General features: G+C 42.6%; 19 protein-coding genes and 1 pseudogene. 12 read left to right on the forward strand and 8 right to left on the reverse strand.

Features of this window, described 5'->3' with window-relative positions; translation table 11 throughout:
• Positions 1 to 144: 144 nt before the first annotated feature.
• The 4 genes from V7K61_RS06120 to V7K61_RS06135 all read right to left on the reverse strand — a co-directional run bounded on the left by V7K61_RS06120 (position 145) and on the right by V7K61_RS06135 (position 3,197).
• Positions 145 to 939, reverse strand: coding sequence for a DUF5331 domain-containing protein (locus tag V7K61_RS06120; protein ID WP_335051873.1), 795 nt, complete (start codon positions 937 to 939; stop codon positions 145 to 147).
• Between the two features lie 32 nt (positions 940 to 971).
• On the reverse strand, positions 972 to 1,838 hold the full coding sequence (bchL, locus tag V7K61_RS06125) for a ferredoxin:protochlorophyllide reductase (ATP-dependent) iron-sulfur ATP-binding protein (protein WP_012410753.1): 867 nt from the start codon (positions 1,836 to 1,838) through the stop codon (positions 972 to 974).
• 663 nt (positions 1,839 to 2,501) lie between these two features.
• Positions 2,502 to 2,756 (reverse strand): TIGR02450 family Trp-rich protein, encoded by a 255-nt coding sequence (locus V7K61_RS06130; protein WP_099103731.1) that lies wholly within the window; start codon positions 2,754 to 2,756, stop codon positions 2,502 to 2,504.
• Positions 2,757 to 2,822: 66 nt separating this feature from the next.
• Complete coding sequence (locus V7K61_RS06135; protein ID WP_335051875.1) at positions 2,823 to 3,197, reverse strand: hypothetical protein; 375 nt, start codon at positions 3,195 to 3,197, stop codon at positions 2,823 to 2,825.
• 142 nt (positions 3,198 to 3,339) lie between these two features.
• On the opposite strand from V7K61_RS06135, the gene V7K61_RS06140 reads away from it, so the two are divergent.
• The 3 genes and pseudogenes from V7K61_RS06140 to clpB all read left to right on the forward strand — a co-directional run bounded on the left by V7K61_RS06140 (position 3,340) and on the right by clpB (position 7,002).
• Positions 3,340 to 3,744: a DUF433 domain-containing protein gene (locus tag V7K61_RS06140; protein WP_335051877.1), complete on the forward strand. Its 405-nt coding sequence runs from the start codon at positions 3,340 to 3,342 to the stop codon at positions 3,742 to 3,744.
• Positions 3,722 to 4,119 (forward strand): annotated as a pseudogene (locus tag V7K61_RS06145) (ACP S-malonyltransferase). Before V7K61_RS06140 ends, V7K61_RS06145 begins: the two are co-directional and overlap by 23 nt.
• A gap of 264 nt (positions 4,120 to 4,383) precedes the next feature.
• Entirely contained in the window at positions 4,384 to 7,002 is a 2,619-nt protein-coding gene (clpB, locus tag V7K61_RS06150) for an ATP-dependent chaperone ClpB (protein ID WP_335051879.1), read from the forward strand.
• 252 nt (positions 7,003 to 7,254) lie between these two features.
• On the opposite strand, the gene V7K61_RS06155 is transcribed toward clpB, so the two are convergent.
• Positions 7,255 to 7,821 (reverse strand): SRPBCC family protein, encoded by a 567-nt coding sequence (locus tag V7K61_RS06155; RefSeq protein WP_334879475.1) that lies wholly within the window; start codon positions 7,819 to 7,821, stop codon positions 7,255 to 7,257.
• A 421-nt stretch (positions 7,822 to 8,242) separates the two neighbouring features.
• Between V7K61_RS06155 and V7K61_RS06160 the strand changes: the two genes are divergently transcribed.
• The 3 genes from V7K61_RS06160 (at position 8,243) to V7K61_RS06170 (ending at position 10,029) form a co-directional block, all read left to right on the forward strand.
• Positions 8,243 to 8,437 (forward strand): hypothetical protein, encoded by a 195-nt coding sequence (locus tag V7K61_RS06160; RefSeq protein ID WP_094349179.1) that lies wholly within the window; start codon positions 8,243 to 8,245, stop codon positions 8,435 to 8,437.
• A 140-nt stretch (positions 8,438 to 8,577) separates the two neighbouring features.
• On the forward strand, positions 8,578 to 8,742 hold the full coding sequence (gene rd / locus V7K61_RS06165; protein WP_292774831.1) for a rubredoxin: 165 nt from the start codon (positions 8,578 to 8,580) through the stop codon (positions 8,740 to 8,742).
• A gap of 51 nt (positions 8,743 to 8,793) precedes the next feature.
• Positions 8,794 to 10,029 (forward strand): NAD(P)/FAD-dependent oxidoreductase, encoded by a 1,236-nt coding sequence (locus V7K61_RS06170; protein ID WP_335051941.1) that lies wholly within the window; start codon positions 8,794 to 8,796, stop codon positions 10,027 to 10,029.
• A 248-nt stretch (positions 10,030 to 10,277) separates the two neighbouring features.
• Here the strand turns inward: V7K61_RS06170 and V7K61_RS06175 are convergent, their stop codons facing one another.
• Positions 10,278 to 10,763, reverse strand: coding sequence for an SMI1/KNR4 family protein (locus V7K61_RS06175; RefSeq protein ID WP_335051883.1), 486 nt, complete (start codon positions 10,761 to 10,763; stop codon positions 10,278 to 10,280).
• Between the two features lie 614 nt (positions 10,764 to 11,377).
• Between V7K61_RS06175 and V7K61_RS06180 the strand changes: the two genes are divergently transcribed.
• The 3 genes from V7K61_RS06180 (at position 11,378) to V7K61_RS06190 (ending at position 15,164) form a co-directional block, all read left to right on the forward strand.
• Entirely contained in the window at positions 11,378 to 12,460 is a 1,083-nt protein-coding gene (locus tag V7K61_RS06180; RefSeq protein WP_335051885.1) for a hypothetical protein, read from the forward strand.
• A 133-nt stretch (positions 12,461 to 12,593) separates the two neighbouring features.
• Positions 12,594 to 13,646, forward strand: a complete 1,053-nt coding sequence (lpxD, locus tag V7K61_RS06185) for a UDP-3-O-(3-hydroxymyristoyl)glucosamine N-acyltransferase (protein WP_335051887.1) — start codon at positions 12,594 to 12,596, stop codon at positions 13,644 to 13,646.
• Between the two features lie 786 nt (positions 13,647 to 14,432).
• Positions 14,433 to 15,164, forward strand: a complete 732-nt coding sequence (locus V7K61_RS06190) for an iron-containing redox enzyme family protein (protein WP_335051889.1) — start codon at positions 14,433 to 14,435, stop codon at positions 15,162 to 15,164.
• 335 nt (positions 15,165 to 15,499) lie between these two features.
• Here the strand turns inward: V7K61_RS06190 and V7K61_RS06195 are convergent, their stop codons facing one another.
• Both V7K61_RS06195 and V7K61_RS06200 read right to left on the reverse strand, forming a co-directional pair.
• Positions 15,500 to 15,997 (reverse strand): hypothetical protein, encoded by a 498-nt coding sequence (locus V7K61_RS06195; RefSeq protein ID WP_335051891.1) that lies wholly within the window; start codon positions 15,995 to 15,997, stop codon positions 15,500 to 15,502.
• 630 nt (positions 15,998 to 16,627) lie between these two features.
• Complete coding sequence (locus V7K61_RS06200; RefSeq protein ID WP_335051893.1) at positions 16,628 to 17,533, reverse strand: CoB--CoM heterodisulfide reductase iron-sulfur subunit B family protein; 906 nt, start codon at positions 17,531 to 17,533, stop codon at positions 16,628 to 16,630.
• A 423-nt stretch (positions 17,534 to 17,956) separates the two neighbouring features.
• On the opposite strand from V7K61_RS06200, the gene acpP reads away from it, so the two are divergent.
• The 3 genes from acpP to tkt all read left to right on the forward strand — a co-directional run bounded on the left by acpP (position 17,957) and on the right by tkt (position 22,123).
• Positions 17,957 to 18,211 carry an acyl carrier protein gene (gene acpP / locus V7K61_RS06205; RefSeq protein WP_094349173.1) on the forward strand — a complete coding sequence of 85 codons (255 nt, stop codon included), beginning with the start codon at positions 17,957 to 17,959 and terminating at the stop codon, positions 18,209 to 18,211.
• A 235-nt stretch (positions 18,212 to 18,446) separates the two neighbouring features.
• Positions 18,447 to 19,697: a beta-ketoacyl-ACP synthase II gene (gene fabF / locus V7K61_RS06210; protein ID WP_335051895.1), complete on the forward strand. Its 1,251-nt coding sequence runs from the start codon at positions 18,447 to 18,449 to the stop codon at positions 19,695 to 19,697.
• 398 nt (positions 19,698 to 20,095) lie between these two features.
• The gene (gene tkt / locus V7K61_RS06215) at positions 20,096 to 22,123 is read left to right on the forward strand and encodes a transketolase (RefSeq protein WP_335051898.1); all 2,028 of its coding nucleotides are present in this window, start codon (positions 20,096 to 20,098) and stop codon (positions 22,121 to 22,123) included.
• Positions 22,124 to 22,232 lie beyond the last annotated feature (109 nt).

Consider the following 22,232-nt stretch of genomic DNA (forward strand, 5'->3'; position numbering starts at 1 on the left):
AGTTCAACCAATTTCAGATTTTAGATTGATAATTTTGGATTGAAGGCTGAGACAACAAAAGTATCCTCTGTCTAACGACAATTTCCCTAATTCCTCATCCAAAACCCCAAATCTAAACCTTAAAATTGCGAAGAACGGCAATAATTAAGCGTTGGGGAAGAGGCGGGCAATTTCTGATTCATCAAAAACGCCTGCTGGCAGTTCTTCCCCCAAAAAGTCATTATTTTCTTCAGCCTTTTGTAAAGCTGTTTCATCACCCCAGACATCTGATAAAACGTCTTTAAACGCATTCTCATCTAGCGGAATATCTCCAAGCCCCTCGTCTTCGTCTTCATCCAGCTTTACTTCCGTTGCAGCTGTTGAATCGAAGGCAATTTCCCCAAACTCATCTGCTTCTAAGCTAGGGCTTTGGAGAGACTCATCTTTTGAGTTGTGTCCGTTGGTTAAGGAAATATCGCCAAAGCCATCTTCGATTTCCTCCAACTCGCTAATCCCCAGGCTTTCATCCTCAGAATCCACCATTGTGAATTCTTGAACTACCGCCACTGCTGCAAAACCATTTGTATGAGCGTGTGTCAATGTTTCATCTTCAGGCTTTTCATCAATGACATCTGCTGCTGCTTCTACGTATTTCTCTACATCTGGGTTGATGACGAAGCGATTACCGAGAGCTAAATCTGGGTCAAAATGCAAATCCAGCACCTCAATTAGGGTATCGGCGTCAGGATTGAGTTTGGCAAAGGGCAGCATTAACTGCGCTAGTTTTGGCTCTAGGGCGTTAAGAACTCCCAGGATGAGGTAGGAAGGTGGTCGCTTCCCGCCATCAGGGGTGTACACCGATTCCACTTCCATGTGTAGGGTAATCCAGTCTCGATTATTCTGGAAAAATTGCAACCACTTTTGCTTTATTGAATCCGTAAAGCTGTTAAAGAATGCCATGTTATTGTCCCCCATCCTGAGAACTTGGTGATTTATACAATCATCAAGTCTAGTTCCTCTTCTGAATTAGGAACCTGGGGTTTACCCGGATTTAGATAAAAATCGGACAACAAAGAGAACAACTCCCGATCTGGTGTGTCATTAGGTACAACACCTTCGGGACGCGCTAGAATTTGGTCGGCGATGTTGAGATAGTAGTCGCAAACGTAGTCTAGGGAAGGATCTTGCTCTGCCATCTCGAACAAAGTTTTGCCTTTCACACGGGAAACACGGATATCTTCAATTAAAGGTAAAACCTCTAGAACTGGCATGGGCACTGCTTCTATATATTTTTCAATCAAGTCGCGCTTGGAGGTGCGATTGCCAATTAATCCGGCTAAACGCAGTGGGTGAGTTCTTGCTTTTTCGCGGACTGAAGCAGCGATCCGATTGGCAGCAAATAAAGCATCAAAGCCGTTGTCTGTAACGATCAGGCAGTAATCTGCATAGTTGAGTGGTGCTGCAAAACCACCGCAAACTACGTCACCTAGAACGTCAAAAAGAATTACATCGTACTCATCAAAGGCGTTGAGTTCTTTAAGTAATTTTACGGTTTCACCGACTACGTATCCACCGCATCCAGCACCCGCAGGTGGTCCACCAGCTTCTACGCAATCCACACCGCCGTAGCCTTTATAAATCACATCTTCCGGCCAGACATCTTCGTAGTGATAGTCCTTTTCTTGGAGGGTGTCGATAATTGTCGGAATCAAAAACCCAGTCAGGGTGAAGGTGCTGTCATGTTTGGGGTCGCAACCAATTTGCAGCACTTTCTTGCCACGTTTAGCTAGGGCGACGGATATATTACAGCTAGTTGTGGATTTACCGATACCACCTTTTCCGTAGACTGCTAGTTTCACTGTTGTTTCCCTCTTATAGCTTCTTGTCAAATTTGTGGCTCAAACATTTGCCTTCACCTTTCCTGAGATGGCGATGCGTGAGGTCTGTTGATGTCATTATTGGGCAAATTACCTAGAAAAGAAAGTGGCTCCTAATCTGTAAAACGGTCTTATCCGATGAATTAAAGCTTAATTAGATTTAATTAGGTTTTTATGAACTATAAAGACCTTCAAAGCTCTAAAAATAGACAATAAAAAGTTTTTATTAATTATTTTTATAAAAATAGTTACAAAAAACAAAAAGCTGTAATAGTCTTTTTTAAATGCTTTTTATCGAATTAGCTAATGTTTTGACAACGTGTTTTCAAGGCATTGGGGCGCAGGGTCAAGGGGAAAGAGAGGTATATGCAGCCTGATGCTGGAAATACTACTGGAATTTGCGTTAGCGTAGCTCACCGTTAGCGTAGCGTCTCGTAGAGAAGGTATCGCAGATAAATTGCCAGTTTTCAGTCGCTCGTCACAACCATTTAATTGCTGCTTGAGAGTAAGTTAGTGTGATTTTGTAAAAATTTATTAAATTACCAGATATTGTCTAAGATTATTAAAATCTTTCGGCTGCCGCCTTGTTCACAGGCGGCAGCCTATTAATGGGCATTTTCAGCCAGATACTGGGAAGGTGGCAAATCAGGACACCTCAGTTTCAAGTCCGTGGATTTCCTGTAATGTTTGCCAGCCAGCTTGCCACTGGGAGTTATCTTGCAATAATTTGGCATTTATCCAAAAACGGACTTTCGGATCGCAAGCAGCAACCATTTCGGCATAAACCCACTTAGCCTGATTTTTCCGATTGACAACTTGGAAGTGCCGCCAGCCATCAACTTTTTGCTGTGCTGTCCACTTAGAACCAACTAGGTAAGGAAATTTTTGTTTTTTAGTCATTTGTTATTAGTCATTTGTCATTTGTCATTAGGTATTGGGAACACTTTCTTTATCCCCAATACCCAATTAAGATGTCACCAAATCGCCATTACGGGTAAACTTCTGGCAGTGCAACTCACTATCTTGCTGGACACATAGCGAAAACCATCTGATATGACTCCAGCAGGTGTTGATGTTGTTGGTAATTTTGCGCTTTTTCTTGGAAAGGCGTTGCCTTACGACTTCATTAGGGCAAAGAATTTCTAACGTGCCTGTACCATCTTCGTAATTGACAATGCGAAATAGACAGTCTTGCAACATCGCACGGCTGCTGCTGTCGAAGAACCGCTTAAACCTCTGTAGCTTTTCCCCTTCAGTCATTTGGCTGGTGGGTTTTATTTTAAATAACTCTTCATCTTCAAGGTCAAAGTCATCATTTTCAAAGTCGTAGGGGTCAATCATTATAGTATTTACTCATTTTCAATCACTTGCTCAGGTGTTGTTCGCGTAGTTTTATTGAACACCTCGACAATCAAAATGGCATCGTCATCAATTCGATAAATGACTAAGGTAAGATGGGAGAAGCTTTTGAGAAGTAAGCGGTATGACTTCATCATCTAATAAAAAAGCAACGATCGCGCGCACAGAACGAGGACTAACGATCGCAGGTACGCGCATTACCATATACGATGTGATGGACTATGTGACAGAGCAGTATCCGCCAAAGTTCATTCGTGCCATGCTCAACTTGACAGATGAGCAAGTCAATGGTGCTCTGTCTTACATTGAAACGCATCGTCAAGAGGTTGAAGCTGAGTATCAACTTGTTCTCAAGGAAGCTGAAGAACTGCGGCAGTACTACGAAGAACAGAATCGTGAATTGGTTGAGAAAATTGCCAAGATGCCGCCACCACCCGGACGGGAAGCGGCTTGGGAAAAACTTCAGTCGCAGAAAGCTAGACTCAGAGCCAAACTTGAACCCAGACATGATTTTTCTCGTCGAGCATAATCTTGAGGGACACGCACTGCTTTTATCAGGCAGTATCACAAATCAAGGTTGGCAAGATTTGTTTTCAATCCGCTTTGTTCTTCTCGACGAGATGTCACTATCAGTTAATAGCAGCGACAGAGTTGTGTGGAGATTTGCTCAAACAAATCAGATGCTCCTACTCACAGCCAATCGCAGAATGAAAGGAAAGGATTCCCTAGAGCAAGTATTGCAGGAAGAAAATACGCCGACTTCGTTTCCTGTTATCACGATTGGAGATGCCGATCGAGTTTTGAACGACCCTGATTACCGGGATCTCTGTGTTAACCGCCTACTTGAAATTGTTCAAAACACATTGAAAATTACATAGGGACACGTCGAATTTTCATTCCATAAGTTGTTCTGCTTGTTGTGCAATGAAAAAGAATCGCACATAGGAAAATCGGAACTAGGGGAAAATACCACTTTTACAAGACGTGAACACCGATCTAGGCGATCGCTATCCTGTTCTTACAATATCTATTAAGAATAGAAATTTTCTTTACTTGGTGTTCTGGTGGTAGCCTGCGACAAGGCCTCCGGGTTCAGCAGTCGCTCATGGGGGAAACCGCCAAGACCGCGCTGCTTCACCACTACAGCTTTACGTTCCTGAAAAAGCCTATGCAACCTACTAATCCTGACCAATTTACACAAAAAGCCTGGGAAGCGATCGCCCATACCCCGGATATTGTTAAACAATATCAACAACAGCAAATTGAAAGCGAACATCTGATGAAAGCGCTGCTAGAACAAGATGGTCTAGCCAACGTTATCTTTACTAAAGCGGGTGTTAACCTTCAAAAACTGCGCGATCGCACTGAACAATTTTTTCAACGTCAGCCGAAAGTATCAGGTAATAGTACCTCAGTATACTTAGGACGCAGCTTAGATACACTTCTAGATCGAGCAGATGGGTATCGCAAGGAGTTTCAAGACGGATATATTACCATTGAACACTTATTGCTGGCTTACGCTAAAGATGACCGCTTTGGCAAAAGTTTATTTCAAGAATTCGGTTTAGACGAAAGCAAGCTAAAAAATATTATTAAACAAGTTCGTGGGAGCCACAAAGTGACCGACCAAAATCCAGAAGAAAAATATCAATCACTGGAAAAATATGGACGTGACCTCACCGAAGCTGCACGTAAAGGTCAACTTGACCCAGTGATTGGGCGAGATGATGAGATTCGTCGCACTGTGCAAATTCTCTCTCGCCGCACCAAGAATAATCCTGTGCTAATTGGTGAACCAGGTGTTGGTAAAACTGCGATCGCTGAAGGATTAGCACAGCGGATTATCGCTGGTGATGTACCTCAATCTCTGAAAGACTGCAAGCTAATTGCTTTAGATATGGGTGCTTTGATTGCAGGGGCAAAATTCCGGGGTGAGTTTGAAGAACGTCTGAAAGCAGTATTAAAAGAAGTTACTGAATCTGCCGGCAAAATTGTTTTATTTATTGATGAAATTCACACCGTTGTCGGTGCTGGTGCAACCCAAGGCGCAATGGATGCTAGTAACTTATTAAAACCAATGTTGGCGCGGGGCGAATTGCGCTGTATTGGGGCGACAACTCTAGATGAATACCGCAAACATATCGAAAAAGATGCCGCACTAGAAAGACGTTTTCAGCAGGTTTATGTCGATCAGCCTAGTGTAGAAGATAGTATTTCGATTTTGCGCGGGTTGAGAGAACGTTATGAAAACCACCACGGGGTGAAGATTTCTGATAGTGCTTTAGTTGCCGCTGCCGTATTGTCGAGTCGTTATATTAGCGATCGCTTCCTCCCTGATAAAGCCATCGACTTGGTAGATGAAGCCGCCGCAAGATTAAAAATGGAGATTACCTCCAAACCAGAAGAACTCGACGAAATTGACCGCAAGATTCTGCAATTGGAAATGGAGAAGCTTTCGCTGCAAAAGGAAAGCGATGCTGCTTCTCGCGAACGTCTAGGAAGACTGGAAAAAGAAATTGCCGATCTCAAAGAAGAACAAAAAACCCTGAATACTCAATGGCAGTCTGAAAAAGATATCATTGACAAAATTCAGTCTGTGAAAAAAGAGATTGAACGGGTCAACTTAGAGATTCAACAAGCAGAACGCGACTACGACCTTAACCGCGCTGCCGAGTTGAAATACGGCAATTTAACCAGTTTGCATCGTCAATTGGAAGCAATAGAAGCTGAATTGGCAAGCACTCAAAGAAGTGGGAAATCACTATTACGGGAAGAAGTCACAGAAGCTGATATTGCCGAAATTATTTCTAAATGGACAGGAATTCCCATCAGCAAGTTGGTGGAATCAGAGAAAGAAAAACTGCTGCATTTAGAAGATGAACTGCACCGCCGCGTAGTTGGACAAGAAGAAGCAGTCACAGCCGTAGCCGATGCAATTCAGCGATCGCGCGCTGGATTAGCCGATCCGAATCGTCCCATCGCTAGCTTTATTTTCCTTGGGCCTACGGGTGTGGGTAAAACCGAGTTGGCGAAAGCGCTGGCTGCGTATATGTTCGATAGCGAAGATGCGCTGGTGCGAATCGATATGTCTGAGTACATGGAGAAACACGCCGTTTCTCGTTTAATCGGTGCGCCTCCAGGATACGTGGGTTACGAAGAAGGCGGACAACTTACAGAAGCGATTCGTCGCCGTCCTTACTCAGTGATTCTCTTCGACGAAATCGAGAAAGCCCACCCCGATGTCTTCAATATCTTCTTGCAAATTCTCGATGATGGTCGTGTCACTGATGCCCAAGGTCATAAGGTGGACTTTAAGAACGCTATTATCATCATGACCAGCAACATTGGTTCGCAGTACATTCTTGATATCGCTGGGGATAACGCCCACTACGACGAAATGCAGCGTCGAGTCATGGAAGCAATGCGAAATAGCTTCCGTCCAGAGTTCCTGAACCGGATTGACGAAATCATCATCTTCCACGGTTTGGATAAGAAGGAATTGCGGCAAATCGTTCTATTGCAAGTGGAAAGATTGCGGCAAAGATTGAGCGATCGCAAAATATCTCTCAAACTATCGGATTCTGCGCTTGACTTTTTAGCAGAAGTAGGGTACGACCCAGTGTATGGGGCGCGTCCACTGAAGCGGGCGATTCAGCGAGAGTTAGAAACTCAAATTGCTAAATCCATCTTGCGCGGCGAATTCAACGACGGTAACACCATCTTTGTAGATGTACAAAATGAAAGGTTGTCGTTTAGCCGTTTACCAGTTGAAGTCTTTACCGGATAATTACACCTCTTGAAGAAGAATTCAGGAGTCAGAATTCAGGAGTCAGAATCAAGACGCGACTCGAAAATATTCGCTATCAGTGGGGGTATTTAACCCTTTGAGTCATGCGCTCTTTCCTTCACAATTCATTCTGAATTCTGGCTCCTGACTCCTGAATTCTGTTTTGATAAATCACACACAAAAACCCGTTTTCTGACAGAGAGCGGGTTTTTGAATTATCTATAGGTAAAGTGAAAATCCAATCAGTAATGCCTAAACTTTTGATTGAGTCTTACACATAACTTGTCGCATTTTACGCATATTTGCAGGCAACTCTAAATTCATCGCTTGTTGAATAAAAATAGATGGAATCGGAATTAGAGGTGTCGCTTGCACAGTATAAGCAAGTATTGTGCCATTACCACAATCTTGTAGTTCTAAATTGGCGTTAAAGTCCTCAAAAGTCCCATTTACCATACGAAATTGGATTTGCTGCCCCAGCACTTCTACAACATTGAGGTAAATTTCCACTTGAGCGGTGAAAAAGAAGAAAGCTTTTTGTGCTGCTTGATACAGACGTTTGACTTCACCTTTATGTATTACCTCACTCTTGGTGATATCGGGAAAATATTGCACCCAGCGGGGATAATCAGTTAATTGCTGCCAAACGTGCGATCGCACCATCGGCAAATACATCCAGGCTGTCACCGCGCCACCCGATAGCTTGTGCGATCGCGTTTCTAGCAGAATTTCACCCTGTACCAGCAACTTTTGCTTGTCTTGACTCCAAGCCATATCTGAACCTGCAATAATTGAATCTGATATATAAGACGCAGACATAATGATTAAGTTACTCCTCAACTCATCCACCTAAATAGAGTTGAAACTACAAGCCATAAAACTTGATTTAGATCCAACCCATTATTAAATTAGTTCCAGTTTAATACTTATCTTTTCCGGAAAGGATGATTTTTTGCTCATCATTTCAGTTACTTTACTGTAAAAACTGTGTTTCTTATCACAATTAACATAATTAATACTTCAGTGAGTTTTGTCAAAATAATATTTGTAGATGAAAAACTGCGTTGTTAACAGCTAGAATGGCACAAACACGATTTAACATCAAGTACCTTACCCTAACGTTTGGATAGTATCTCTCGGTTTTACGTGTTATTTCTGATGAAAGTGCAACTTCATCGTAACTTCATATTTTAATTATCAATATCAAGTGTAATGTCTGTTGAATTTAGAGGAAAATTAGGTGAGTCAATCTTCTTTAAATCGTAAATTAATCCAGATTTTTGGTACACTTCTGGGCATTAGCGTTGCCGTCTGGGTACTGAGAGGTATTGGTATTCTGACTTTTATCCCAGGTGGAATTATTTGGCTACTGCTACTTGGGGCGATCGCGATCGGAATTATCAGTTACGCCCAAAGGACATGGTGGCGTTTTTAGTCATTTGACTAATGACTTTGCGAAGCGGTTTGATTTTCATGCCGTAGTCTCGTTTAAGAATTGTAGCTTGCCTATTTTGACTCATTGCCAAAAGTATTTAATAGGGAAGCAATGCCAACAATTTACGAGAGGAAAGGAACATGGCAAAGTATAAATGTACTGTTTGTGGCTATATATATGACCCAGCAGAAGGCGATCCAGATAGCGACATAGCACCGGGAACAGCCTTTGAAGATATACCAGAAGATTGGTCGTGTCCAACTTGCGGTGCGACAAAAGACGACTTTGAACCTGATGAAGAGTGAAAATAACAGCTAGCCTAGAAAGTAGGTGCTGTAAAAGAGACATTTTTGAAATTGTTACCGTTACAAATTGTAGTTATTGGGGGTGGGGCAGCAGGATTTTTTGGCGCGATCGCTTGTGCTAAAGCCAATCCTGATGCCCAAGTTACTTTACTCGAAGCCAGTCGCCAACCCCTAGCGAAAGTGCTAATTTCTGGTGGCGGACGCTGCAACGTCACTCACGCTTGCTTTGAACCAGAGGAGTTAGTGCAAAATTACCCCAGAGGTGCAAAAGCTTTGCGGGGTGCTTTGACTCGGTTTGGGCCTCAAGATACAGTAGCTTGGTTTGCTGCTGGTGGAGTCTATCTTAAAACGGAAGCTGATGGCCGGATGTTTCCTGTCACCAATACTTCAGAAACCATTGTGGAATGTCTAATTAAAGCAGTGGCGAAATCTGGGGTAAAACTCCGTATCGGTACACACGTAACTTCGGTGAGAACCGCAGCAGACGGGGGTTTTGATATTCTTCTGAAGTCGGGAGAGACAATTAAATGCGATCGCCTACTTTTGGCAACCGGTAGCAGCCTTGCGGGTTATAAAATTGTCCGAGAGTTAGGTCATCAAATTGAACCGCCAGTACCCTCGTTATTTACCTTCAACATTGTCGATCCAAAATTGCGGGAATTGGCTGGAGTTAGCGTTAACCCTGCTCAATTGCGGTTATCTGCGGGCGGAAAATCCCAATTACAACAAACTGGGCCATTGCTAATTACCCACTGGGGTTTGAGTGGCCCCGCTGTTTTGAAGCTTTCGGCTTGGGGTGCGAGAGTTCTGCACGAAAGCCGCTATCAAGCCACATTATTGATTAATTGGTTGCCTAATTTGCACCAAGAAGAAGTGCGAGAAAAAGTTTTAGCAGTTAAAGATGAATGGGGAAAGAAAGCGATCGCATTGCATCGCGGAGTCGATCTACCCCATCGTCTCTGGCAATATATCATTGCCCGTGCAGGAATTACTACAGAAGACCGTTGGGCAGAAATATCTAGTAAAACCTTAAATCAACTGGTGCAAGAACTTACTCAGGGACAATACTTAATCAACGGTAAAGGAGCCTTCAAAGAAGAATTTGTTACCTGTGGCGGTGTCAAGCTCAAAGAAGTCAACTTCAAGACAATGGAAAGTCGGTTAGTTCCTGGTCTTTATTTTGCCGGAGAAATCTTAGATATTGATGGCGTTACCGGTGGATTTAACTTCCAAAGTGCTTGGACAACCGGGTATTTAGCAGGCGTGGCAATGGCGACTAATTCGTAATTCGTAATTCGTAATTCGTAATTCCTATACCGCAAGGGTTTTATTGATTTAGGATGGGTAGTTGACTTCCGCCGTGCTGTACTAGTACTCCACAGGGATTATGACAGTTTACGATAGTTAGTAATCAGCACTTTAGTTCTTAGAAAATAAGGACTAAAGTCCTTACTACGAATTTATCAAAATTAATGTAGCGGACTTATATAAGGGTTATCGTTAAAGTTTATTCTCAGAAATACAACTTGAAAATTTTATCTTAGTTCTCTCCTTATCAAATATTCAACTTGTTCTACAAATCCCTCTATCCAATCCATCACAGATTTACTGGACTCTTTGATTGTGATGCCATCGTCATGTAGAAAATAAACAGAACAGTCATCTTGTCCATTGGCAATAATAAACCACGGATCTCCATGTAAAGCACAGATACAGAAAGCATTTTTAGGTAAAGGTGTACATTCTTCCCCCTCAGCAATGGACTCAAGGATAATCTCTTGCTTCCACTCATTCATTTTAATAAGTTGATCGAAATAAAACTCAAATTCTGATCCTCTAATAAGCTTTCCAGCCCTATGCCCAAGTAAGCCTAAGATTTCCCTGTAAGTTCTTGGCAAAACCCCATATTTACTCTCAATGTATGCAATTTCCTCTGGGGTACATCCTTGTAGCTCTTGCTCATCTTTTACTATTCCACTCGTAAACAAACGCTCTTTTAATTCTTGGATATTATTAATCATTTCAAAACTCGAACTTTCTAGAAGATAAATGATTTCTATTTTTTTATTAATTATATTGCTAGTACAAACTGGCAAAAATAAAGCTACTATTCAAAATTACTGTATTAGAGTAGAAAAAAGGTTGAAAACAGCAACAAAATACTTATCAAGTTAGATTTTAGCATTTGTATATACATCGTAGTCATAGGTGTCAACTTAAGCTGGAAATAGTTTATTTGTTGGCTTCCATGCCCGCCCGGGCATAAATTTCTTTGGCTTTTAGCTTAAGTCTACTGAAGTAGACTGGAGATTTTTGGCTATATTTAGTCATCTTCAGATGACTTTAGCTATGAGACGGGAATTTCAATTCCCGGCGGACAAACGGTTTCACGTTAAGTTGACACCAATGCATCGTAGTATACCCCTACTCTTAAAGCGTACTAGCAACAGAGTCTCCGTATTAACCCGAACCCATTTACCAGTTCTTTAGAACAAGCGATCGCTACTTAACTATATTTACTTATCAAAATTAATACTAATCCTCCAGCATTTCCCACCTTGCCACTCTATATTCACACCAGCCACCCTAGAGAAGACAAATTTTTCCGGGTGTATTATTTTTTCATAAAAAATATATGAATACTGATAAAAATGCTGAGTCTGAAATTACGTTGCAGGGAAGCCAGTATATGCTGCATGGCTTTCCAGTACTTGGTGTTCCTGATGAGGAGCGTGCTGTAAAATACTTCAGCCTCAATCCATTTCTACCAAATGTCCAGAACCGTTGCCCGATTGAATGTGCCTATTGTGTCTGTCATCAAGACCGTGAATGGCATCATTATCCACAAAACTTTCAGGATGTCTCAGATCCGGTTAACTTGCTCGATCTTTTGCTAGAACACATTTTTGCTACCCAGGAGGGACAAAAGGGCTTTCCAATTTCACTATGCGATTACTCTGACCCCTTTATTCCAGCCCATCGAGAACGTGTACTATCAATTCTGGATGCACTGATTGACCGCAAAGCCGCCAATATAGTCTACATAACTACCAAAGTCCATCCTGGTCAATCTTTTCTAGAGCGCCTCAAAACAACTCTAGAGCGACCTCATTCACTTCGAGTCACTGTTTTTGTCAGTCTACCACCCTTGAAACCAGGCTATGAGCAAGCCTCAATTCAGAGTCGGGTACAGTTGTTACAAGATTTAGTAAACCTTGGCATTCCCTGTTGTTGGTATCTGCGTCCACTAGTTGAAGAGTGGTTTGATGAAACCTTAATGTGGCAATTAGCACGTACACTATTGCCCCATGTTTCCCATCATGTTATTCTGTCCGGGCTTGTGATGTCTGAAGAGATTGAAGCAAGTCTGTTAAAACAAGAATTAATCGTTCCAGAATGGGATCGCACACAACCAGGACGTAAGCAAAACTTGTCATTGGAGTTCGAGTCAAAACTGCGCTCAATTCTTAGCACTGTTGCTAGCGAGCAAAATATTTCTCTCGGCCCGGTGATGGGACATCGGTTATGCGGTAGTAACGGTAATCATGCCTATGGCTGCTTGATTTGCGGCAAACAAAACCGTTATTGCCAGCTTTTTCAACTTCATCACTACGGTGAAACGATCGCTGCCGAAGATAATCAACGCCTCAAGACGCTACTGAGACAAGATTCAGTGAAAGTAAGCTCACGAGAGCCATCAACCGAAGAATGTCAGTAGAGTAATCCAACCTGAAGCGAAGCTAGGAACAGTCTGATTGTTTGATCGCTACGCATCTACAAAATTATTCTATTGGATCATAAAGAGGGAAAATTATCTTGCAATTGTAGATCAATTTTGAACACACCCAACAATGAAATTCAGCGAAATCCTCCGTCAATTTGGTGACGTGGCTACCAATCATAGCCTGAATAGTAACCCAGACCAAGACCCAGAAATTACAGGGGTAGCAGCCATTGATGAAGCTACCAACGGTACGATCGGTTACATAGAAAGTGCAAAATTTAAATCTTTTGTCGGCAATACCAATGCTAGTGCTTTAATTTTGCCCCAGGACGAAAAATTACAGGCGCTTGCACAAGAGAGGGGTATTGTCTGGCTAGCAACCCCAGATCCGCGATTATTGTTTGCCAAAGCGATCGCACTTTTTTATCAACCATATCGCCCTACCCCAGAAATTCATCCTACCGCTGTGATTCACTCCACCGCAAAAGTTGGTAGTGATGTTTATATTGGCCCCCATGCTGTGATTCAACAAGGGGTAGAAATTGGTAATGGTGCAATCATTCATCCCAATGTAGTGATTTATCCAGATGCCAAAATAGGCGATCGCACCACCTTACACGCCAACTGTACCATCCACGAACGCACCCGTATTGGTGCAGATTGCGTCATTCACAGTGGTGCTGTCATTGGTGCAGAAGGCTTTGGTTTTGTTCCTACCCGTACTGGTTGGTTCAAAATGGAACAATCAGGCTATACAGTCTTAGAAGATGGTGTAGAAGTTGGCTGTAACACTGGCATTGACCGCCCAGCAGTCGGAGAAACACGGGTAGGTCGCAATACAGTGATTGATAACTTAGTGCAAATAGGTCACGGTTGCCAAATTGGTTCTGGCTGTGCGATCGCAGGTCAGGTTGGCATGGCCGGAGGTGTTAAACTGGGAAATCGCGTTATCTTAGCTGGACAAACAGGAATAGTCAATCAAGTGAAGATGGGAGATGGGTCAATGACATCTGCTCAAACTGGAATTCACAGCGATGTTGCACCAGGAGAAGTTGTCTGCGGAACTCCAGCCCTTCCTTACAAACTATATCTCAAGGTATGTGCTGTCTATGGCCGCCTGCCAGATATGTATCAATCGCTAAAACAATTGCAACGTCAATTCAAAAATAGCAATGATTAAGCTGAAAGTTATCTAAATTACATATAGCGTTTCCTAATCACATGAGGTACATCTTAGCCCCCTCTCGAAGAGCGGAGAGGGGGATGGGGTTCTTGTACCTCACCGAAAACCGCTATAACCAAATTCAAAATAACTCTTGTGGGGCGTGAATCTTGCACGTCCCATTCTGTATTCTTATTCAAGAAGATTTTAGTTTTTATTCCTATTGACAGATGACAAACAAAAGTTGCTTGATAATTTTATACCAACTTTAGAAAGTTGTAGAAAAAAGTAAAGATTTAGTTAATGATTCTTTTTTATTTGCGTATAAAAAAATAAAGCACTAGAATTTTTATTAGGATAAATTACGAACTTGTACTGAATTATTTTGCAAAAGAGGGTAACAAATTATTCATAATAACTATGCATACAGTTCAGTTAACCAAAAAAATTTTTGGAACGCATTCTAGTTAAAGTTTAGCCTCAATTGTTGAAGATAATGTCAATTTACAAGCTTATCCTAACCGAAATAAGGATTTGCAAATAACTTGTGAAGTATGGTTACAAAGGGTATGCAAATTTTACTATGCAAACTGCCTGAGTAATTTTCCATTATTCGCATCAAATCAGTCAACCAAGTAACTGAAGTGAGTTCACTTCGTTAATAAGCATTTGCAAACATACTCTGAAACATAGTTACAAAGAGTATGCACTTTTCGCTATGCAAACTGCGTGAATAATTGTCCAGACATTCACGCCCAATTAGACAATTAAGCATCAATAAAAATCCACTTCTCCCCTAGAATAATGACTACAATTCTTTCTTTGGATACTAAGATATCCAATCAATTACAGCAAGTTTTGTTAGAACTCACAACAGCACAGGATTTGTCTCTACATCCCTTTGTTCAACGCTTTGCCAAAGGAGAATTTTCACAAGATGCAATCCGCCAGTTTGCAATGAAAATGCTACCTGGCTCAAACAGATTCAATATGGCTTTTCTGAAAGTTGCGTCTAAAATGGATAGTTACCATGCTAGAACGATTATGCTAGAAAATGCATTTACAGAGCATGGAGAACTCAACTCAGACCTTGCTCATGTAGCATTATTTATGCGTTTTATGAAAGGTATTGATTGCCCTCAGATTGATATCAATGCTGATGATGGAGCGTTTTTAATTCCGGCATTACGCTTTAAGAAATTTGAATTTTGTGATGATGAACCTATAGTACGCTCTTTAGGAAGATTTGCAGCAATTGAGCAAGTATTACCTGGAATTTTCATCAAATATATCGAAGGACTTCGTAAGATATTTAAAGGTATTGATGACCATACCATCGAATATTTCCATCTCCACTGCCACTTAGATCCAGAACATACAGACGAATTGATTCAAGTAGCCCAAATTTATACCAAGTCTGAGGAAGATGTTGAACTCTTCCGTGAAGGAGTTGAAGATATGGTTAAATCAATTGGCGATATGTTTTCTTGGATGGATGAAAACATTGAAAAAGAAGCGTTGACTTTACAAAGCTAATACCAAAGCGATTCTCAAAATTAGAGTTTAATTAAAGTTATCCAAAATTACCAATCTTATATTAAGTTGGTTAATTTTGGAAATTTTTTTATCAAAATAGAATAAAGGCGTTAGTCGTACAGAATACAAAAAGGTTATTCTGTACGACTAACGCCTTAGCGCAGCTATTCTTGCTTTGCTCTGAATCCTTCGGCAATTTTTGAAAGTCTCTATTAAAAGCCTTAGATAGTAAATCTAATTCCAGGAATGAGCACACTCAAACTGACATCCTCAGCTACAGCAATTACGCTACTGAATGCGGGCGCTCCGAAGAAGATGACCGTATCTAATATCTTCTACAATATTCCTTCCTCTAACCAAGGAGGTGCAAATGAGTGAAAATCATTAGATAGAATTGGGCGATCTATCCATCTCCATTTTTCCCAATCTTCTTCACCTAATATCTTCGATCCCATTAGTTCACCTTGCTCATCGTAAATTTCAATAAAGTCACCGCTATTATCCCACCCATCATCTACATAACCGTGGATACAAATAGCGAAACTTATAACTTTATTGATAGAGATTTTAAAAACACGTATTTCACTTGCAGCGCGTTTTGCGTACCAAATATGTCGTTTAAAAGCATTCAAAATACCTGCTGGTACTTCTTCTTTTAAAGCTTTAATAGCAAATTCTTGAATGTTAATAGCTTCATCCTTAAATGTATCTTCAGGAGTAAAAATAACACATCCTATTTCAAATTTTTCTTGAAAAGTCTCGCAAATATTATATTCAAAATCAGTTCTGATTTTTTCTTTGTAAAACTGTCTAATTACTAATTTTCTCTCCATATAAAACCTTTTTCATGATTGTGTTTAATATATAAAACTCAAGCTTATTCTACTTATTGCGACTTAGACAAAAAGTAGCCAGAAAAAACTCAAATGTATATGCAGAAAGTTTGGTAGGGTGTGTTATCGCGCCAGCGTAACGCACCGTCAATGATTTCGGTGCGTTAGGACTTGCGTCCATAACGCACCCTACGAAACTACTACGAAACTACTAAAAGAGTTGAAACCTATGCTGGTCATACTTGTGTGTACACCGTAGCCCAATACATCGGGGGGATTAAAGGGGGTAATTAAAATCACACCCAAACACTTTTCAAACAACCTCTAAGCCCCTTGTACTCCATAAACTTATACCAATTCAATTAATGATTGCAACACATTCTTGGGTAAAGACGCGATGAATCGCGTCTCTACAAATGGTCTATTTGTCGCATTCTTTTTTCAAATTGGTATTACAACTAGCCTTTCAAGGTGGGTAAAATTTTGCTCAATAAACTCTCTTTAACCTCTTAACTCTGTGTTCTCTGCGCCTCTGTGGTTAAATAAAAGACTTTTGAACCGCAGAGACGCGGAGGGCGCAGAGAGAAAAAAGAGATTTTACCAGTCAGATTAAAAGGGCTAGTCCTAAAACTAAAATCCTAATTTTTCCAACACTGGCTTTGTGGAAACAATGTGACGGTCTAAACCCAGTTCTTTTGGACTAACGCCAAGTGCCAAAGCAATCAACTGGGGTAAATGCAACACTGGTAAACCTAGCTTTTGTTCAATCACCTTTTCTACCTCTGGCTGACGCGAATCTAAATTTAAGTGGCACAGAGGACAAGGCGTAACTATACAGTCAGCCCCAGATGCTAAAGCGTCCTGAATATGCATCCCCGCCATCTTAAAAGATTGGGTAGTGGCATAACTAGAAAGCGGCCAACCACAACATTGTGTCCTACCTCGGTAATAAATTGGTGTTGCACCCACTGCCCGAAACATATTTTCCATCGCTTCCGGTTGGAAAGGGTCGTCATCAGGCATAGATTTTTGGGCGCGGAGGAGATAACAGCCATAAAAAGCCGCACATTTTAATCCAGTTAACTTTCGGGTGACACGTTTGGTAATTTCCTCTAAACCGTAATCTGTCACTAAGGCGTAAAGAAGATGTTTAACGTCAGTACTGCCGCGATAAGGCGAACAGCCTTCTTTATGTAGCAAGCCATTAACCTGTTCAATGTAAACAGGGTTAGTTGTTTGGCATTCCTTCAGGTGTTCGTTTACGTGACCGATAACACCTTGACAAGTGCTGCAATGGGTGAGTAAGGGTAGATTTAATTCTTCTGCTAGGGCAATATTTCTAGCGTTGACTGTATCTTCTAGCAGTTGCGAATCTTCTTTAAATGTGCCGGAACCGCAGCACGCAGCTTTTTTAAGTTCAACTAGTTCAATACCCAATGCTTGGGTAAGCGCTTGAGTTGATTGGTAAAGTTCTCGACAGGCCCCTTGAGCAACACAACCGGGGAAGTAAGCGTATTTCAGTGTCTGAGGTAGCATAGAAGTATGTTTGGGTTAGAGCGATCGCTCTAAACAATAACTGTTTTATCATTCCCTTGTTAGCACTAAAGTTCTGATGTTTGACGTTTAGCTACCCTTTAAGCGTCTAGGTTAAAGGGTCGCGGCATCTACATATTCTTAATTGCTAGCAAGGCTGTAAATACTGATCGAGACATTGTAAAAAATTTTAGCAATAATTGGAAAACCAAAGCATTTACACGGTATTGGCGATGGCGTAGCACGCTCTACTGCTCAAGTGTTCCCAGAAAACTTACCTCATTTATTTTAGGAATGGGAGAGGTTTTCTAACAGAAAAACCCTTGGAAGTATGCGGGCGATCGCGCTTGACGATAAGATGTATATGCTCAAAACAATGTCTCCTCTAAAGAGCAGATCGTAGCAAGTGGTTAAGGACTTTTATTTATGAGCCAAGCGGAACTTTTTGAAAAGGTCAAGAAAATCGTTATCGAACAACTGAGTGTTGATCCCCCAGATAAAGTCACACCACAAGCCAAGTTTATGGAAGACCTGGGAGCAGATTCTCTCGATACCGTTGAGTTGGTGATGGCTTTGGAAGAAGAATTTGATATCGAAATTCCCGACGAAGCTGCGGAGCAGATTACATCCGTTCAAGACGCAGTAGATTACATCAATAACAAAGTTACCGCCTCAGCTTAACTGGGGATTGGAATTGGGGATTGGGATTGGGGAGATTTTTCTCTAATATCTAGCCACTCTTCGCTTGACGCTGCTAATGTCACTAATGCTGACGTTAACGACAGTCACTTGAAGTCAGCAAATCCGATGCCAGTCGCTCGTAAAGGAAACCTTTAAGACCGCGCTGGCTCACCAGTACCTAGTCGCTAACCTCAAATTTTTTGCCTGCTGCTTTTTCGCCATTTTTAACTGAATCATGACAGATCATACACGTAAACGCGTTGTTGTAACTGGTGTTGGCGCGATTACACCTATAGGTAACACAGCAACAGAATATTGGAATGGATTATTGAGTGGACGCAATGGCATTGACTTCATCACATTATTTGATGCGTCTCGCCATGATTGCCGGATTGCTGGTGAGGTAAAAAACTTCGATCCGCATGATTACTTGGAGCGCAAAGAGGCCAAGCGCATGGATCGATTTTCCCAATTTGGGGTTGCGGCAGCAAAACAGGCTCTAGCTAACTCGGAGTTAGCGATCAATGACCTGAATGCAGAACAGGTAGGTGTGATGATCGGTTCTGGGGTTGGTGGCATTAAGGTATTAGAAGACCAGCAAACTATCTACCTCAACCGTGGCCCCGATCGCTGTAGTCCATTCATGATTCCGATGATGATCGCCAATATGGCCGCAGGATTAACGGCAATTCATACGGGTGCTAAAGGGCCAAACTCTTGTCCTGTAACTGCCTGTGCCGCTGGTTCTAACGCCATTGGAGATGCTTTTCGCTTAATTCAAGGGGGATATGCCCAGGCGATGATTTGCGGTGGAACGGAGGCAGCTGTCACACCATTATCGATAGCTGGGTTCGCTGCTTGCAAAGCACTCTCTTTTAACAATGATGACCCGGCTCATGCTTGCCGTCCCTTTGACCGCGATCGCAACGGATTTGTCTTGGGTGAAGGTTCAGGAATTTTAATTCTCGAAGAACTGCAACACGCCCTAAGTCGTGGTGCTCACATTTATGCCGAAATGATTGGTTATGGCATGACCTGTGATGCCTACCACATAACCTCCCCCGTACCCGGTGGACTCGGAGCCGCTAGAGCGATCGAACTGGCTCTTAAAGATGCTGGCATAACTCCCGAAGAAATTAGCTATATTAACGCCCACGGCACTAGTACCCCGGCTAATGATTCAACTGAAACCTCAGCAATCAAAAAAGCCTTGGGAGAACACGCCTATAAGGTGGCAATTAGCTCCACCAAATCGATGACAGGTCATTTATTGGGCGGTTCTGGAGGTATTGAAGCAGTCGCAACAGTGTTAGCGATCGCTAATGACCAAATTCCACCGACAATCAACCTGGAAAATCCCGATCCAGAGTGTGACTTAGATTACGTGCCTCACTCTAGCCGCGCTCAAAAAGTCGAGGTGGCAATATCCAATTCCTTTGGGTTTGGCGGTCATAATGTCACACTGGCGTTTAAGAAATACGTTTAAAAGAAGTTAGGAGGCAGGAGGCAGGAGGCAGGAGGCAGAATTCAGAATTCAGAATTCAGTAGTTTAATCCGACCTGCTCGTTTGCCCAATGCCCACTTGCCCTGAGCGTATCGCTAAAGCGAAAGCTCCGCTAACGCGCAGCGTCTCCGTTAGGAGAAGCCGTTGGCGTAGCGTCTCGCAGAGAAGGGATGCCCAAAGTATCAGAAATATCATTCCGATATAACTTAAGCGTTCAGCATGACCCAATTATCTGCTTGATTTATCACCAGAAACTCAGGAGATCCCGCTTGTCCATCGACAAGTGGGAGTGGGATGATGAGGATACTGTGGGGAATCTAAAATAACCCCAGCAAAAGAAGCTACGAAGAGTGCTAACCCGTCGTTAAAAACAAGAGATTATGACTGTTGCAACCCAATCCGCCAAAGAATTGTCTGTCGAAGAACTGGCTATTAACTCGATCCGCTTCTTGGCTGTTGATGCCGTAGAAAAGGCTAAATCGGGACACCCAGGACTACCAATGGGCGCGGCTCCGATGGCTTTTGTCCTTTGGGATCGCTTTTTGAAGTTTAATCCCAAGAATCCCAAATGGTTTAATCGCGATCGCTTTGTCTTATCTGCCGGTCATGGCTCGATGTTGCAGTACGCCCTGCTTTATTTGACAGGCTACGATAGCGTCACCATTGAAGATATCAAGCAATTCCGTCAATGGGAATCGAAAACCCCTGGACACCCCGAAAACTTCATGACCCCAGGCGTGGAAGTCACCACTGGCCCCTTGGGTCAAGGAATTGCCAATGGAGTCGGTTTAGCGATCGCCGAAGCGCACCTTGCCGCTAAATTTAACAAACCCGATACCAAGATTGTTGACCATTACACCTACGTAATTTTAGGTGACGGTTGCAACATGGAAGGTATTTCTGGTGAAGCTGCTTCTTTCGCAGGACACTTGGGATTAGGCAAACTCATTGCTCTGTACGACGACAACCACATTTCTATCGACGGTTCCACAGATGTGGCATTCACCGAAGATGTTTCCAAGCGCTTTGAAGCTTACGGTTGGCACGTTTTGCACGTCAAAGATGGCAATACCGATTTAGAAGCGATCGCCAAAGCAATTGAAGAAGCTAAATCTGTCACCGATAAACCATCAATGATTAAGGTGACAACCATCATCGGTTATGGTTCCCCCAATAAAGCCAACACCGCTGGCGTTCACGGTGCTGCCCTTGGTGGAGACGAAATAGCTTTGACTCGGAAGAATTTGGGTTGGGAATACGAGCCTTTCGTAGTTCCAGAAAATGCCCTCAACCACACACGTAAAGCAGTTGAGCGCGGTGCAGGCTACGAAAGCGACTGGAACAAAACATTTGCTGACTACAAAGCTAAGTATCCTCAAGAAGCGGCTGAGTTTGAACGCTACATTAGCAGCAAACTACCCGATGGCTGGGACAAGGTACTACCCACTTACACCCCAGAAGACAAAGGACTACCTACCCGCAAACACTCAGAAACCTGCCTCAACAAACTAGCGGCAGTTTTACCTGAATTGATTGGTGGTTCGGCTGACTTAACCCACTCCAACTTGACCGAAATCAAAGGCAAGGGCGACTTCAAAAAAGGAGAATACCAAAACCCCAACATCCACTTTGGTGTGCGGGAACATGGTATGGGCGCAATCTGTAATGGTATAGCGCTGCACAGTTCGGGATTAATTCCCTACGGTGCTACCTTCTTAATCTTCACAGACTATATGCGTGCTGCCATCCGCTTATCCGCCCTTTCCCAAGCTGGCTCGATTTGGGTGATGACTCACGATTCCATTGGACAAGGTGAAGATGGCCCGACACACCAACCCATTGAAACTCTCGCTTCCTTGCGTGCCATTCCTAATTTATTAGTGTTTCGTCCCGCAGACGGTAACGAAACCTCTGGCGCTTATAAAATAGCGATCGAGAAAGCAAAGGAAAATGCTCCGTCTCTATTGGCGTTCACCCGTCAAAACGTTCCCAACTTGGCAGGTACATCGGTTGAGGGCGTAGCCAAGGGTGGATACACCGTGGTGGATAGCGAAGGTACACCCGATCTCATCTTGATTGGTACTGGTTCAGAATTGAGCCTCGCCGTCGGCGCAGCCGAAAAACTTACAGCCGAAGGCAAGAAAGTTCGTGTCGTCTCGCTACCTTCATGGGAACTGTTTGAAGCACAGGATGCGGCTTATAAAGAGTCCATTCTGCCGAAAGCTGTCACCAAGCGTTTGTCTGTAGAAGCTGGTAGCAGTTTCGGTTGGCACAAATACGTGGGAACCGAAGGCGATTGCGTTAGTATCGATCGCTTTGGTGCTTCGGCTCCAGGCAATGTTTGTTTAGAGAAGTTTGGCTTTAGCGTTGATAATGTATTAGCTAAGGCTAAACAATTGTTGGGTTAATAGCAACAGAATATTCTCAAAATAGTATGGGGTGGGCTGAAAGGCCCGCCTTTTTTTTAACGTAGAGAAGGGTGAGGGAGATTGTTTATAATTAGGGTAATTATTTGAT

This window comes from Nostoc sp. (genome assembly GCF_036918015.1).
Lineage (GTDB): Bacteria > Cyanobacteriota > Cyanobacteriia > Cyanobacteriales > Nostocaceae > Nostoc.

Bases quoted from the DNA above. Each gene is read 5' to 3' on its own strand.
- V7K61_RS06120 (WP_335051873.1), bottom strand. From the start codon at position 939: ATGGCATTCTTTAACAGCTTTACGGATTCAATAAAGCAAAAGTGGTTG.
- V7K61_RS06130 (WP_099103731.1), bottom strand. From the start codon at position 2,756: ATGACTAAAAAACAAAAATTTCCTTACCTAGTTGGTTCTAAGTGGACA.
- V7K61_RS06135 (WP_335051875.1), bottom strand. From the start codon at position 3,197: ATGATTGACCCCTACGACTTTGAAAATGATGACTTTGACCTTGAAGAT.
- V7K61_RS06140 (WP_335051877.1), top strand. From the start codon at position 3,340: ATGACTTCATCATCTAATAAAAAAGCAACGATCGCGCGCACAGAACGA.
- clpB (WP_335051879.1), top strand. From the start codon at position 4,384: ATGCAACCTACTAATCCTGACCAATTTACACAAAAAGCCTGGGAAGCG.
- V7K61_RS06155 (WP_334879475.1), bottom strand. From the start codon at position 7,821: ATGTCTGCGTCTTATATATCAGATTCAATTATTGCAGGTTCAGATATG.
- rd (WP_292774831.1), top strand. From the start codon at position 8,578: ATGGCAAAGTATAAATGTACTGTTTGTGGCTATATATATGACCCAGCA.
- V7K61_RS06175 (WP_335051883.1), bottom strand. From the start codon at position 10,763: ATGATTAATAATATCCAAGAATTAAAAGAGCGTTTGTTTACGAGTGGA.
- V7K61_RS06180 (WP_335051885.1), top strand. From the start codon at position 11,378: ATGAATACTGATAAAAATGCTGAGTCTGAAATTACGTTGCAGGGAAGC.
- lpxD (WP_335051887.1), top strand. From the start codon at position 12,594: ATGAAATTCAGCGAAATCCTCCGTCAATTTGGTGACGTGGCTACCAAT.
- V7K61_RS06190 (WP_335051889.1), top strand. From the start codon at position 14,433: ATGACTACAATTCTTTCTTTGGATACTAAGATATCCAATCAATTACAG.
- V7K61_RS06195 (WP_335051891.1), bottom strand. From the start codon at position 15,997: ATGGAGAGAAAATTAGTAATTAGACAGTTTTACAAAGAAAAAATCAGA.
- V7K61_RS06200 (WP_335051893.1), bottom strand. From the start codon at position 17,533: ATGCTACCTCAGACACTGAAATACGCTTACTTCCCCGGTTGTGTTGCT.
- acpP (WP_094349173.1), top strand. From the start codon at position 17,957: ATGAGCCAAGCGGAACTTTTTGAAAAGGTCAAGAAAATCGTTATCGAA.
- fabF (WP_335051895.1), top strand. From the start codon at position 18,447: ATGACAGATCATACACGTAAACGCGTTGTTGTAACTGGTGTTGGCGCG.
- tkt (WP_335051898.1), top strand. From the start codon at position 20,096: ATGACTGTTGCAACCCAATCCGCCAAAGAATTGTCTGTCGAAGAACTG.